11 protein-coding genes are annotated in these 13,826 nt (G+C 63.9%); 2 read left to right on the forward strand and 9 right to left on the reverse strand.

Going from position 1 to position 13,826, the window contains the following annotated elements; all coding sequences use genetic code 11:
* Window positions 1-159 precede the first annotated feature (159 nt).
* The 5 genes from luxS to folE2 all read right to left on the reverse strand — a co-directional run bounded on the left by luxS (window position 160) and on the right by folE2 (window position 5,967).
* On the reverse strand, window positions 160-684 hold the full coding sequence (luxS, locus tag B8115_RS21660) for an S-ribosylhomocysteine lyase (protein ID WP_010629963.1): 525 nt from the start codon (window positions 682-684) through the stop codon (window positions 160-162).
* A gap of 90 nt (window positions 685-774) precedes the next feature.
* Window positions 775-2,793 carry a threonine--tRNA ligase gene (gene thrS, locus B8115_RS21665; RefSeq protein WP_010629964.1) on the reverse strand — a complete coding sequence of 673 codons (2,019 nt, stop codon included), beginning with the start codon at window positions 2,791-2,793 and terminating at the stop codon, window positions 775-777.
* A 21-nt stretch (window positions 2,794-2,814) separates the two neighbouring features.
* Window positions 2,815-3,819, reverse strand: a complete 1,005-nt coding sequence (locus B8115_RS21670) for an arsenic resistance protein (protein WP_010629965.1) — start codon at window positions 3,817-3,819, stop codon at window positions 2,815-2,817.
* Complete coding sequence (locus tag B8115_RS21675; RefSeq protein WP_010629966.1) at window positions 3,813-5,000, reverse strand: NAD(P)/FAD-dependent oxidoreductase; 1,188 nt, start codon at window positions 4,998-5,000, stop codon at window positions 3,813-3,815. Before B8115_RS21675 ends, B8115_RS21670 begins: the two co-directional genes overlap by 7 nt.
* Window positions 5,001-5,067: 67 nt before the next feature.
* On the reverse strand, window positions 5,068-5,967 hold the full coding sequence (gene folE2 / locus B8115_RS21680) for a GTP cyclohydrolase FolE2 (protein WP_010629967.1): 900 nt from the start codon (window positions 5,965-5,967) through the stop codon (window positions 5,068-5,070).
* A gap of 79 nt (window positions 5,968-6,046) precedes the next feature.
* Between folE2 and B8115_RS21685 the strand changes: the two genes are divergently transcribed.
* Both B8115_RS21685 and aztD read left to right on the forward strand, forming a co-directional pair.
* A complete protein-coding gene (locus tag B8115_RS21685) occupies window positions 6,047-7,246 on the forward strand; it encodes a nickel/cobalt transporter (protein ID WP_010629968.1) in 1,200 nt (399 codons plus the stop codon).
* A gap of 44 nt (window positions 7,247-7,290) precedes the next feature.
* The gene (gene aztD, locus B8115_RS21690) at window positions 7,291-8,517 is read left to right on the forward strand and encodes a zinc metallochaperone AztD (RefSeq protein WP_010629969.1); all 1,227 of its coding nucleotides are present in this window, start codon (window positions 7,291-7,293) and stop codon (window positions 8,515-8,517) included.
* 66 nt (window positions 8,518-8,583) lie between these two features.
* On the opposite strand, the gene B8115_RS21695 is transcribed toward aztD, so the two are convergent.
* From B8115_RS21695 to B8115_RS21710, 4 genes are all read right to left on the reverse strand, one after another.
* Window positions 8,584-10,677 (reverse strand): TonB-dependent siderophore receptor, encoded by a 2,094-nt coding sequence (locus tag B8115_RS21695; RefSeq protein WP_010629970.1) that lies wholly within the window; start codon window positions 10,675-10,677, stop codon window positions 8,584-8,586.
* A gap of 278 nt (window positions 10,678-10,955) precedes the next feature.
* Window positions 10,956-11,855 carry an NAD(P)/FAD-dependent oxidoreductase gene (locus tag B8115_RS21700; protein ID WP_010629971.1) on the reverse strand — a complete coding sequence of 300 codons (900 nt, stop codon included), beginning with the start codon at window positions 11,853-11,855 and terminating at the stop codon, window positions 10,956-10,958.
* An 83-nt stretch (window positions 11,856-11,938) separates the two neighbouring features.
* Window positions 11,939-12,388: an Rrf2 family transcriptional regulator gene (locus tag B8115_RS21705; protein ID WP_141638686.1), complete on the reverse strand. Its 450-nt coding sequence runs from the start codon at window positions 12,386-12,388 to the stop codon at window positions 11,939-11,941.
* A gap of 173 nt (window positions 12,389-12,561) precedes the next feature.
* Window positions 12,562-13,656 carry a GTP-binding protein gene (locus B8115_RS21710; protein ID WP_010629973.1) on the reverse strand — a complete coding sequence of 365 codons (1,095 nt, stop codon included), beginning with the start codon at window positions 13,654-13,656 and terminating at the stop codon, window positions 12,562-12,564.
* Between the last annotated feature and the right edge of the window lie 170 nt (window positions 13,657-13,826).

Below are 13,826 nucleotides of genomic sequence, written 5' to 3' on the forward strand. Positions count from 1 at the left end.
CGTGTTCCTGATCGAAGCGGATCCGCTGTCCCTCCTTCAGACAGCGCTGTTCGAATCGGTCCAGCCTGAGGCAGGAGGCCCACCGGACCGATGGCTGCTTGCAGTACAGCTCACCGGTCGCCGCTTCGTCCAGGCGATGGGCCGACTCCATCGGCCCGATCAGGCGTCGGGGTTGCCCAGCGCTTTCAGTCGCTCGGCGCTCAACGCGAGATCGGCGTTCTTGTTGACCCCAACGCCGCGCTCGATGATGCTCCGCGCGATCTCCTGGGCCTCTTCCAGGGAATGCATCACGAAGGTACCGCACTGGTACTCGTTCAGCTCCGGGATATCTTCCATCCGCTTGACGTCGATAACGTCCTGCATCGCCGCCAGCCAAGCCTCACTGACGCGTTCCTCGCTGGGGCTGCCGAGCAGGCTCATGTAGAAGCCGGTGCGACAGCCCATCGGGGAGATGTCGATGATCTCGACGTCCTTGCCGTTCAGGTGATTGCGCATGAAGCCGGCAAACAGGTGCTCCAGGGTGTGGATGCCCTTCTCACCCATCATGTCTTCGTTCGGCTTGTTGAAGCGCAGATCGAACACCGTAATGGTATCGCCGGAAGGCGACTGCATGGTCTTGGCGACGCGCACGGCCGGGGCGGCCATGATCGTGTGGTCAACGGTAAAGCTATCGAGTAAAGGCATGCTCAATCCTTCTTGCCGGTCAGGTTCGCCGAAACCCCCATAGTAGCATGGGATTCCCGCCGGCCCGGAACCGACGTTGACCGCCTGCCGTCATGCATACCCTGCCTCTGCGGCAGCCGCCCCCTCGCGCAGGCGCTGCAAGCGGTCCGCCTGCTCGCGCAGGCAGGCATCGATATCGGGGGCGCGGCTTTGCTCTTCGAGCAAGGCCAAGGCTTCGTCCACGCTGAGCGTGCCGAGATCGTTGCCGTCGCGGTGGCGCAGGGTGACCTTGCCCTCGGCCGCCTCCCGGGCGCCGACGATCAGCAAATAAGGAATGCGCTGCAGGGTCTGCTCGCGGATCTTGTAGCCGATCTTCTCGTTACGCACATCGGCCTCGGCACGCAGCCCGGCACCGCAGAGTACTTCGCTCAAGGCGCGGGCGTAGTCGGCCTGGGCCTCGGTGATGGACATCACCACCACCTGCTGTGGCGCCAGCCAGGCGGGCAGCTTGCCGGCGTGGTGCTCGATCAGGATACCGAGGAAGCGCTCCAGCGAGCCGAACAGCGCACGATGCAGCAGCACCGGACGTTGGCGCAGGCCCTGCTCGCCGACGTACTCGAGCCCGAAACGCTCGGGCAGGTTCATGTCCACCTGCAGCGTACCGCACTGCCAGTCGCGTCCGATGGCGTCACGTAGCACGAACTCGAGTTTGGGCCCATAGAAGGCGCCCTCGCCGGGATTGAGTTCGTAGTCCAGCCCCATCGATTCCAGGGCGGTGGTCAAAGCCCCCTCGAGGCGGTCCCATACGGCCTCGCTGCCCATGCGGTTCTCCGGCCGAGTGGAGAGTTTCAGGCGCACATTCTCGAAACCGAACTGGCGGTAGATATCCAGCACCAGCTCAACGACCCGCCGACACTCTTCATTCATCTGTTCCGGGGTGCAATAGATATGCGCGTCGTCCTGAGTGAAGTGGCGCACCCGCAGCAGGCCATGCAGCGCGCCGGAGGGCTCGTAGCGGTGCACCTTGCCGAATTCGCCCATGCGAATGGGCAGGTCGCGGTAACTCTTCAGGCCATGACGATAAAGCAGCACGCTGCCGGGGCAGTTCATCGGCTTGAGCGCCAGAGAGCGGCCGTCCTCGGTCTGGGTGGTGAACATATGTTCCTGGTAGTTCTGCCAGTGGCCGGAGGTTTCCCATAGGCCACGGTCCATCATGTCCGGCGTATTCACCTCCACGTAGCCGCCAGCCTCCTGGCGACGACGCATGTAAGCGATCAGGGTCTGCAGCACCGTCCAGCCACGGGGGTGCCAGAACACCGCGCCGGGCGCCTCCTCCTGGAAGTGAAAGAGTCCGAGCTGCCGACCCAGGCGACGATGGTCGCGCTTCTCGGCTTCCTCCAGGCGCTGCAGATAGGCCTTGAGCGCCTTGCGGTCGGCCCAGGCCGTACCGTAGACACGCTGCAGCTGAGCGTTGCGGGCATCACCGCGCCAATAGGCGCCGGACAGCTTGGTCAGGCGGAAGTGCTTGAGAAAACGGGTATTGGGCACGTGGGGGCCGCGACACATGTCCACGTATTCCTGATGGAAATAGAGCCCCAGTGTGGCCTCGTCGGGCATCTCTTCGATCAGGCGAAGCTTGTAGCTCTCGCCCCGCTCGCGGAACACGCGAATCGCTTCGTCGCGCGGCACCCGGCGCTTGATGACATCGTAGTCCTGAGCGATCAGCGCCTGCATGCGTGCCTCGATGGCGGCCATGTCTTCCGGCGTGAAGGGGCGTTCGAAGGCGATATCGTAGTAAAAGCCATCCTCGATGACCGGACCGATGACCATCTCAGCGCTCGGAAAGAGCTGCTTGACCGCATGACCCAGCAGGTGCGCGCAGGAGTGGCGAATGATCTCGAGCCCTTCAGGGTCAGCGGGAGTGATGACCTGTACGCGGGCATCGCGCTCGATGGGATCACAGGCGTCCACCAGCTTGCCATCGACCCTGCCGGCCAATGCCTGGCGGGCCAGGCCGGGGCCGATGGCCTCGGCGACCTCGGCCACGTTGGTGGGGGACGCCAGCGTGAGCTCGCGCTCATCCGGAAGCGTGATGGTGAGGGTCTTGGGGGTCTGGTTTGCGTTTGTCATGCTTGGACTCGTACAGGGGGGTCAAGTAATGCCGCCTGACGCCGATACCACCCTGCTCGAAGCTCGCCTGGAGCGTAGAAGCAAGTGTCGCAGCAGCGTCAGATGGGGAAATTCGAGCAACATGCCGATGACGATGGCAGCATAGATCAGCGGCTGGCCGGGCAGAGCCACCATGGTCACCGCCAGCATCAGCGGCGCATTGCGCGCGGCAGTGGTGATGGTCAGCAGGGCATGCTCGGGATAGGAGAGCCTTGCCAGGCGGCTAGCCGCCTCTCCCAGCAGATAGGTCACCAGGAAGAACGTAAAGGCGGCCAGCAGCAGCCAGCCGAACACCTGGCCATGTTCGAGGATGACGGCAATGTTGTCGGCGAAGATCTGCGCCACCAGCAGGGCCACCACCAGCGGCGTGCCGCGATCGACCCATGCCAGCAGGTTGCCACAGCGCTCACCGCCCACCACGAGGCGAAGCCCGTACTGTGCCACGACCGCCACCGCCAGCGGCAACAGGAACCACTGCAGCAGTGTGGTGCCGATCAGCATGCCGTCGACCTCCACCGCATTGCGGGTGAAGAGAAAAAGATAGAGCGGGTAGAGCAGCAATTGCACCACCAGGTTGATGGGTATCAGCGCCGTGCCCAAAGCCACGTTGCCTTCGGCCAGGCGGGTAAAGCCGAGGAACCAGTCGGTACAGGGCGACATGAAGTAGATCGCCAGCCCCACCATGAGCAACGGGTGGGCACCGAGAAAGAGCGAGGCGATGACATAGCCGATCGCGGGAATCAGCACGAAGTTGACCAGCAGCACCACGCCGATGAAGCGCACGTGCCGCAGCGCATTGAGCAAGGAGCCGAAACGCACCCCGACCAGCAGCAGGACGATCAGCAGCAGCAGCGTGGCGTCCAGCCACTCGCCCAGCCGCTGGCCGCCCGCCGGGAAGAAGTGGCCGAGGGCAGCGCCCGATGCCATGCCCCCCAGCAGCAACCCAGTGGTGCCGCAGGCGGCAAGATACTGCACTGCCCTCAACATTCGCAGTCCTCGCAGCAGTCGCTGTTGCCGAAGGGCCCCCACGCGCCGGCGCCGCTCTGCAGGGCACTGGCGTCCAGTTCCATGCGTTCGGCAATCTGCTCGGCCACCAGCCCGAAGCGCTGGCGAAACTTGTAGATGAAGCAGTAGATGCGCTGGTCATGGCGCACCTGCGGCCCGACCAGGAAAAGACCTGGGGTGCGGGTGGACTCATCGCCTTCCGTCAGGGCCACGTGCCCTTCCTCGGTCCAGTGCCACAGCTCGGCGACTTGTCGCGCACCGCCGCCCTTGTGGAAGCCGGTACCCAGCACCGGCGGCTGTGCCGTATCCCAGTGGCTGCCATCCGCTGCATGGATACGAAAGCCACCCTTGTCGTCACGCGCGACTTCCACCACGTCGATACCGAAGACGATATCCAGCCGCTCACTCTTGAGGGCCTCGACCAGTCGCTCGCGGCTGTAGGGCGACAGCGACAGGCTGGGATCATAGGGTCCTTCTCGCAGCCAGCTGGACTTGCGCGCCAGTAGTCGCACGTGATGCCCCAGGCGCACCAGGTTGATGGCGGCGTCTACGCCGCTTTCATAACCGCCGATGACGGTAAAAGGGCAAGAGGGATCGACCGAGGCTGTGCACTCCTGCCGGTCGCTGAGCTCGGCCCAGTCGCTTACCCGTGCGTAGTGAACGCACCACTGGGCGCCGGGAAACGGCGTCAGGTCGGGGAATTGGTACTCCCCGGTGGCCCAGATCAGATAGCGTGTCCGTAGCTCACCCTGGCCGGTATCCAGCCAAAAGCCGCCTTGCTCCAGGGCCTCGGCTCGATACACCTTGCAGCCTTCCGAAATGGGCAGCTCATGGGCCTGGGCAATGAAGTTCAGGTAGTGGGCATACTGCTCGCCGCTGAGGTGTTCGGCCCCCGCCAGAATCGCCGGCGAGCTGATCTCGTTGATCGCGTTCAGATCCGCCAGGCCGAAGGGGTTGCTGTGGAAGGAGGGCGTGATGAAGCGCGTCTGTACCGGCCAGCGGCGGAAGGAAGCGCCGATTTCCTCGGCCTCGAGCACCACGTATTCGATGTCGACGAGCTTCTCCAGCGCCAGCGCCATACCGATTCCCGCCGGTCCGGCACCGACGATGACCGCATCCACCCATGGCACATCCGCCTTGGTCTCTTGCTCAAGATCGTGCATTGCTAGGCCTCCTTGGCCACCTGCCAGTCGGTTCCTTGTGGCGTGTCGCGGTGGGGCACTCCGAACATCACGAAGTGGGAGTCCAGTTCCACTCGCTGCGCGCCACGGCATCGTGGGCGTGCAGGCTTTCTGCATGCACTACACGCAGCTGAAAACCGCTGATGCCGGGCTGCTCGCGCAAGGCATGGTGCAGGCGGCGCGCGGCATCCTCGCAGAACATCAGATTCTGGCCGTTGGCCAGGGCGAAGGCCTGCTCGTCGATCCGCTTCACCGCCGTTTGCAGCGCCGTGCCCAGGGCACGTTCGGCGCGATTCACCAGGCTGACCAGCGGCAGCTCGTCCGGTGCGCCGGCCAGACGCACCGTGAGATGCGCCTGGCTGCGCTGGCTGTGGGGCGTGGCCAGAATGCCCTGCTCGCTGCCGAGCCAGGCCCGCACCGCCTCGCGGCTGACCGGCATGTCGGTGAAGTCCTCGTCGAAGGCCTGCTGGATCAGCTGGCGAGACAGCGCCGCCGAACACGGGCAGGTGGAGGAGTAACCCACGGTGAGCTCCAGGGTGGCGTGAAAGCCCTGGCTGTCGCGCCGGCAGCGCAGGGTAAAGGGATAGCGCTTCCATCCCGCTAGCGGGCTGATCAGCGCCGGGCGCTTGAGCATCGCCTCGCCGCCGAGATCGAGAAAGGCGCTATGCGAGAGGCCTTGGTGAGTGTCGAGAAAGCCCTCAAGCACCGCCGCCACGCGCGCCAGCGAAAGCTCACGCTCCTCGAGCTCGGCCAGCGCCAGGTAGAGGCGCGACATGTGAATGCCGCGTGCCGTGGGGTCATCCAGGCTGACACCGGCCGAGGCCTGGCCAGTCACCCCTTGGCCGGCGACCTGAAACGGCAGGGCGATACCCTCCATGCCTACCCAGCTCAGGGTGCCCAGGCGGGTGGCGGGGGCAGCGGCGATATCTTCCAGCGGTAACCTGTTCATCGAGTCGAGACCTTTACGCTTGTCAGTGCGAATATGTTATAACATAACATTTTGAGCTTTCCGACCCGCAGGAGCCGGCATGACACAGCACTTCAACACGCCGCAACCTTCGTTTGACACTTCAGCCTCTGGCACACCCGAATCGGCAGCGAAGCCACGCCAGGCTCTGCATCGACGCCGCTGGGCAGTGGCAGTGGCGCTGCTCGCCACCGGCGGCATCCTGCTGCTCGTTCAACAGTACCTATGGCAAGACCTGACCCTGCAGTTGCTGGCCTGGCAACGCGATCTCCATCGCGCCCTGACCCTGGCGATCACCGAATGGTCGGCCGCCCCCTCCTGGGCAAGCGGCTGGTGGCTGATGGCGCTCAGCTTCGGCTACGGCATCTTTCATGCCGCCGGACCCGGCCACGGCAAGGCAGTGCTCTCCACCTACCTGCTCTCCCAGGGCGGTGGAGTGAAGCGTGCCCTCGGTCTTTCGTTCAGCGCCGCCATGCTGCAAGGCCTGACAGCCATCGCCCTGGTGCTGGTGCTGGTCAAGGGGCTGGGGTGGTTGACCCGCCAGGCCATGGGCAGCGTGGCCGGGCTGGAGCTGGCCAGCTTTCTGATGGTTGCCATTCTGGGAGTCTGGCTATGCCTACGTGCCAGGCGCTTGCTGAAGCAGACGGCTGGTGGCGATTCCGGCTTACCCGCCATCAACGCCCCTCACGACCATTCCATCGAGCATGCCAATCCCGCCTCTCCATTGATGGCCCCCACCTTCAGCCCTGCGGCAACGGCTCACACAGGCCAGCCATTCCACGCGTTTTACGTCGCCCCCGCCCACGACAATGTGCAGCATCACGGCCACGACCCGGCCGGTCATGGCTGCAGCTGCGGCGCGCGCCATCACGTGGCCCCGGATGAAGCCGGCGACTGGCGCACGGCGCTGGCCACCGTGGCGACCATCGGCATGCGCCCCTGCAGCGGCGCCGTATTGATCATGGGGGCGGCAAGCCTGCTCGGCCATATGGCGCTGGGTGCGGCCGCCGTCATGACCATGGCGCTGGGTACCGCCATTACCGTTTCCGCTCTGGCGCTGGCCAGCGTATTGGCACGGGACTGGATGACGCGGCTCTATCTCAAGTCCGAACTCAAGCACGGCACTAGCCGTCTGGCACAGGTGAGCCGCCTTGGCGGTTGGCTGGCCATGGCCGGTGGCTTCGCTCTGGTATGGCTGGGTCTGTCGCTGGCCTGGTACGCCACCACGATGCCAGCCGCCGGCCCGAGCCTGTTCTCATGACTCACCCCTCAAAGGCTCACCACTCAAAGGCAGGCAAAACACAGATGAAAAGATCAACCTCAAGTCTGTCCATTTCACTGCTTGCCGCCGGACTCGCGGCCGGCAGTGCTCACGCCCACGATGACGAGGTCACCGCCTGGCGTCTGTTCATTGCCGACCATAGCGAGCCGGTGGTACATGCCATCGACGCACTGAACGGTGAATCGCTGGAGTCGTTCGCCATCCACGGGCCGGCGTCGCTCTATCGCAGCCACAGCGGCGAAACCGTCTATGCGGTGCAGGGCTCGGCAGATGTCGTCACCACCATCAACACGGGCATCGCTTTTCACGACCACGGCGACCACGCCGATATCGAGGTCGAGGCCCCGAGCCTGAGCGGAACAGAGATCGAAGGCGAGTACCCGGTTCACTTCGTGGAGCATCAGGGCCACTGGGCGGCGTTCTTCGACAAGGAAGGCGTCGCCCGAATCTTCCGCGAGCGCGACGCCCTGATGGGCAGCGTCGAGCTTCGCGAAGTGAACGCCGGCGCCCCCCATCACGGCGTGGTCGTTCCCTACGGCAACTACGACCTGGTTTCCGAGCCGCACCCCGAGGGCCCTTCCAACCTGCCCATCGGTATTCGAGTGCAGGATCGTGACGGCAACCAGATAGGCGAGCTGGCCGAATGCCCCGACCTGCACGGCGAGGCCGCCACGGGCAACCTGATGGCCTTCGCCTGCGCCACGGGCCTGCTGATCGTACGCTCGGAGGTGGGTGGGCCTTCTATCGAGCACCTGCCCTATGCCGACACCCTTCCCGAGGGCAAGGCCACCACACTGCTCGGCGGCCGCGGATTGCAATACTTCATGGGTAACTTTCTCAACGACCAGGGCCACAGCGCCGTGGTGCTGATCGACCCGAGCGAAGAGGAGGCATTCCGCCTGGTCGAATTGCCTACTCGTCGCGTGCACTTCGCCGTGGACCCGATTCGCGCACGCTACGCCTACGTGTTCACCGAGGATGGCCAGCTCCACCAGCTCGACGTGCTCGCAGGCGAGATCACCCGCTCGCTGCGGCTCACCGACCCCTACTCCATGGATGGCCACTGGCGCGATCCGCGCCCTCGTGTAACGGTGGCCGGAGAATACGTTTTCGTGACCGATCCGCTCGAGGGCAAGCTGCACCAGGTAGCAGCAGCAAGCTTCGAGAAAAGCGGTGAAGTGGTGGTAGAAGGCACGCCCTTCGGCATCGTCGCCGTGGGCGGCACCGGTATGGTACACAGCCACGACTAACGCCATTGATGGTTGCTCTGGGCAAGCCGACACGCGTCGGCTTGCCCTTTTCTGACTTCGTCGAGATCAGAACGTCATGCCGAAGGTGGCGAACACACTGCGCGGCGCACCGGGGAAGGTAGGCACGAAGGAGCCGCCGGAGTCGTAGTAACGCTTGTCGCCCAGGTTCTGAACCATCAGCTGCACTCGGTAGCGCTGCTGCTCGCCGAAGCGATAGCTCGCATTGGCATCCCAGCGCGTGTAGGAGGGCAACTCAAAGCTGTTGGCAGTATTGGCCTGGCGCGCCCCCACGTAGATGGCCCCGAGGCCGACGCTTAGCCCCGAAGCCTGGCCGGCAAAATCGTAGGTAGACCAGAAGCTGGCGGAGCTGCGCGGTGCATTGGCCACCAGATTGCCGACCAGCTCGGGGTCGCTGTCCTCGCTGATCTCGGCCTTGAGCTCCGTATAGCTGGCCAGCAGCCGCCACTGCGGCGTCACCGCGTAGGGCACGTCCACTTCCCAGCCGCGGCTGCGCTGCTCGCCGACCTGGATCACATAGTTGAAGTCGTCCGGGTCCGATACCACGCCATTGCGCCGTCGGATGTCGAACAGCGCCAGCGTGGGCTCCAGACGTCCGTCCAACAAGCTGAACTTGGCGCCCACCTCGGCTTGCCGACCCCGCGAAGGAGAAGGCAAGTTCCCATCACGCAACATGCCGTTGAAGGGCTCGGTAAGGAAGGATTGCGCCCAACTGGCATAAAGCGAAACCTCCTCGTTGGGCGTCCAGGTCAGGCCGGCGCGTGGCGAGAACGCCTCGTCGGTGCGCGTCAGACGCCCATCCGCCGGCAGGTATTCGGCCCGGGCACCGCTACGCGAACGGTCGAAGCGTCCACCCAGCAACAACCGCCACTGACTGCCGAGCTGCAGCTCGTCCTGCAGGTACAACCCTATGTTGTGGCTGTCGAAGTGCGAGGCGTCGTAGGGCTCCAGCGGGCCACTGGGGGCCTGGCCATGCACCGGGTCGTACAGGTCGATTGGTAGGTTGACCGGAAAGCCTCCCGGGCCGAGAAAGGCGTAGGCCTCGAAGTCCCATTCGTCGTAGTTGTAGTCGGCACCCAGCAGCACGCGGTGCCCCACCGCCCCCGTATCGAAGCGGCGCGACACCTCCGCCATCACAGAAGCGTCGGTCTGCTTGTCGACGCTGCGCTGCCGGCGGCGGTTGACTTGAGGGTTGTCGGTATCGGCCCCGCTGATCGGATTGAAACCGTAGGGATACCACAACGCATCGGTACGCGCCCACGACGCCTGAGCGCCGCTGCGCAGCTCCCAGCCGCTCTCGAAGCCATGCTCCAGCACCACGGAAGCCAGCACGCTCTCGTTCTCCAGACGAGTATCGGGCTCGGCATAGTTGTTGTGAATCGGCACTTCGAGGAACAGTGGGCTGTTGCCGAAGCCGCGGTCGAACGCCGAGTCGCGACGCCCCAGCTCCAGCTCGGCGGTGAGCGTGGTCTGCGGCGAAGGCCGCCACTGCACCACCGGCGAGATGAACTGGCTTTCGGCTTCTACGAAGTCACGGAAGCTGCCGTTATCCTGCCACGCTCCGGTGACCCGATAGCTGACGGTATCGCTCAACGGACCCGTGGTATCGAAGGTGCCGCGGTAGAAGTCATAACGCCCGCCGGTAAGGTCGAAGCGCGTCTGTGCTTCGTCCAGGGGCTTCCTGGTGACCAGGTTGACGACTCCACCCGGCTCGAAGCGGCCGTACAGGGCCGAGGCCGGTCCCTTGAGCACCTCGATCTGCTCGATATTGACCAGTTCATCCACCGGCGCAAACACACTGCGACGAAAACCGTTCTTCAGGTTCGCCGTAGTGGCGAAACCGCGCAGGCGGAAGCGATCGTTACTGCCACCCCAGCCGACCTGTGGCGTCACACCGGGTACGGTACGCACTGCCTCACCGAAAGTGGTGACGCCACGATCCTCGATCAGCTCCCGGGTCACCGTCTGGATGGAGAAAGGCGTTTCCTTGACCAGGGTATCGCTCTTGTTGGCCGTGGGCGCCACCACGTTGCGATAGGCGCGCTCGCGCGTACCCATCACGGTAATGTCATCCAGCTCATAGTTGGAGCTGCCCGCCGGCTCCTGGGCGAAGCTCGCCGCAGCGAAACCGACAGCGAGCATGAGCGATGCACGCAGGCACCATGGGGCAATGCCCGCGGCAACGGCCCTGGAACGAAGAGTAAGGATGTTCTTGTTCACCGGAGATCCTTGCGAAGGAAGTGAGGCGCCATGCCACAGCCAATGGACTCTCAACATGCTTTATAATTTTGCAACGTAATAACATTACATTATGTACTAGAGGAATCAAGCCTCTCGCCACGCCACTTCCTGTCTGGTCCATCCCACCGTGTGCGCAGTAGGCGGAGAATAACCGGAATGCCACAAGCCGCTGAGGTTCGCTATGACAGGCCAAACATCAGCGAGCGATGCGTAGCAAGCCCTGCCATGGCGCCATCGGCGACGGCGAAGGTCACCGAGCCTGCCGCGCGGGCGATATCACCGCAGGCGAAGATGCCGGGGATCGAGGTTGCCTGCATCGCATCGGTCTTGATGACACTACCCATCGGAGTCTCTTCCAGCTCGCAGCCCACGTCCTCCACCAGCGGGCTCAGATGCAGCCGCGGCGCCACGAACAAGCCAGCAAGGGGGATCCGGCGTGCATCGTTCAGCACCACCTCCACCCTCTCGTCTCGGCCAGCCTGAAGGTGCGTCACCAGACCGCGCTCGATGCGGGTACCGCGCGCATCCAACTGGGCCAACTGCTCCGCCGTTGGCTCGAAGGCAGCGTTCAAGAACAGCGTCGTGGTGCCCCAGTCCGGCAGCATCAAGGCGTGATGCATCGCCAGCTCGGAGGATGCCAGCACACCGATAGCCGTCTGACCGAGCTCATAGCCGTGGCAGTAGGGGCAGTGAAAGACACGCTTCCCCCACTGTTCGGCCAACCCGGGAATCGCCGGCAGCTCATCGCTCACACCCGCTGCCAGAATGATGCGACGCGCCTGGAAGGTGTCTCCATCGGCCAGGCCGACCGTGAAGCGCTCCGCCTCGCCGCCAATCGACGTTACCCTGCCCGAGCGCCACTCCACCGTCAGGTACTCCATCAGTTGCCCGCGAGCGTCGGCCGCGATCTCAGCGGGAGGCGTGCCATCCTGGGACAAGAAACCGTGTGAGTGTGAGGCAAACCGATTGCGCGGCTCGCCTGCATCCACTACCAGCACCTGCCGCCTCGCCCGTGCCAGCTGCAGCCCCGCCGCCATCCCCGCATAGCTACCACCGACAATCACCGCATCGAATGTCATACCCCATTCCTCGCCAAATTTAATGTATCTTTAATTGATACATTTAAAGACACAGGCGTCAATAGGCCTATGACAAGGATTCCTCAGTGCGCGGGGAAGCGATAGCCTTGCCGAGTGGCGATCTCGTCGAACTGGCTCGCCAGCTCGGCCAGTGTTACCGATCCCAGGCGCTCGATCAGCAACGCTTCCGCTTCACGCATGGCGTCGAAGATCGCCTCGTTGACGACCTGCTCGACCACACAATCGGGGTTCTCGCGGTCGGTGCCAATGGCAAAGATGCGCGGCCCGCCGACAGCATGGTGCACGTCCAGCAGGGTCACGCGGTTGAGGTCGCAGCCAATCCGCCAGCCACCGTTGCGGCCTTTCTCGGCGCACACGTAGCCCGCCTTGCGCAAGCCCGCCATGGTGCGTCGCACCACCGCGGAGTTGGTGCCGAGCATCGCCCCGATCTGTTCGGAGGTGAGTGGCCTATCCTGACGCGCCATATGCAGCAGTACATGAAGCATTCGGGAAAGGCGACTATCGGTTCGCAAGGTGGGCTTGCCTTTGAGGATCAATGGGAGGAGTAGACTAGCATGCCAAGCTCGACACATAAGAGACCGAGCGGGACTGTAAACAAGCGCCCACGAAGCGTAACAAGGGATTCCAATGAAAACCGCGTCACATCATGCCTGGCGATCTACGGCTTGCTTTACATCACTGCATTTTAGGCATCGACCTCAAATCGCCTGTCAGAATGGAAGTAGTCGAACAGCCGGGTGACGGCTTCGGGCTCGACGCCATTGGTGATGAACACGAAGCGCGAGATACCATCTTGGCAGGCTTCTACCGGCAGCGGCTCAGGCGGGTGAAAGATGTGCTGCACACCATGCAGTGCCAGCGGCTGCTCGCGCCCGGCCACGTTTACGATGGCCTTCACCCGCAGGATCTTCTCGCCCAGCAGCGACATCAGCAGATCGAGCCAGTCTTCCAGCCGTTCCGCGGCGATGGGCTGCTCGACGGTGAAGCAGAAGGAGCGGATCTGCTCGCCGTGGCGGGTCAGCGAGGGATTGGATGCTGACGCTACCATCGAGACCAGGCTGCCGGCATTCATCGGCGCCGCGCCACCGGCAGGCATTACCTGCGCATAGGAAGCGGCGCTCAGCCACTGCTCCGCCCCACGTTGGCGAGCGGACAGGCTGCCCCCCGTGAGCTGCTCGGCCGCTACCTCACCATGGCGTACCTGCAGTTGCTCGGCGGCGGGGTTGATCCGGGCGAGATGCTCACCAAGCCGGGCCAGCCGCTCCTCGTCGACCAGATCCCCCTTGGTGATCAGCAGGCGGTCGGCGACGGCGGCCTGACGCTGCGACTCTCGGTGGGCGTTCAGCGTCGACACACCGCTGGCGGCATCCACCAGGCAGATCACACCATCCAGCGCGAGGCGATGGGCCAGCCAGTAGTCGGTCATCAGGGTGTGCAGAATGGGCGCAGGGTCGGCAAGCCCGGTCGTCTCGATGATCACCCGCGAGAAGGGCTCGCCGCCCGCCCGCTCGATGGCATCGAAGGTCTTCTGTATGGTGCGGCTCAAGTCGCCGCGGATGGTGCAGCACAAACAACCGCTGCTCATCTCCACCACGCTGTTCTCGTCGCTCTGGGTGACCAGGCGATGGTCCAGGCCGATATCGCCGAACTCGTTGATCACCACCAGCGCATTGCTCATCGCCGGCTGGCGCACCAGATGATTGAGTAGCGTCGTCTTGCCACTGCCGAGAAAGCCGGTCAGCACGGTAACCGGTATCGGATCCTGGTTCTCGAAGTTCATGTAAGGCCCCATAGCGCACACCATTTTGTTACATCATAACATATTTCGGCAGTGCCCAGCCCACTTGCGAGCGCTCGAGGATTTGCAGCGAAAACAGGCGGTTTGCTTCGATAGGGAAATACAATAGGGCTGCGCTTTGACCCCACCCCTCAGGCATGCCACGGTAAGAC

It is taken from the genome of Halomonas sp. KM-1 (assembly GCF_000246875.1).
Taxonomy (GTDB): Bacteria; Pseudomonadota; Gammaproteobacteria; order Pseudomonadales; family Halomonadaceae; genus Halomonas; species Halomonas aerodenitrificans.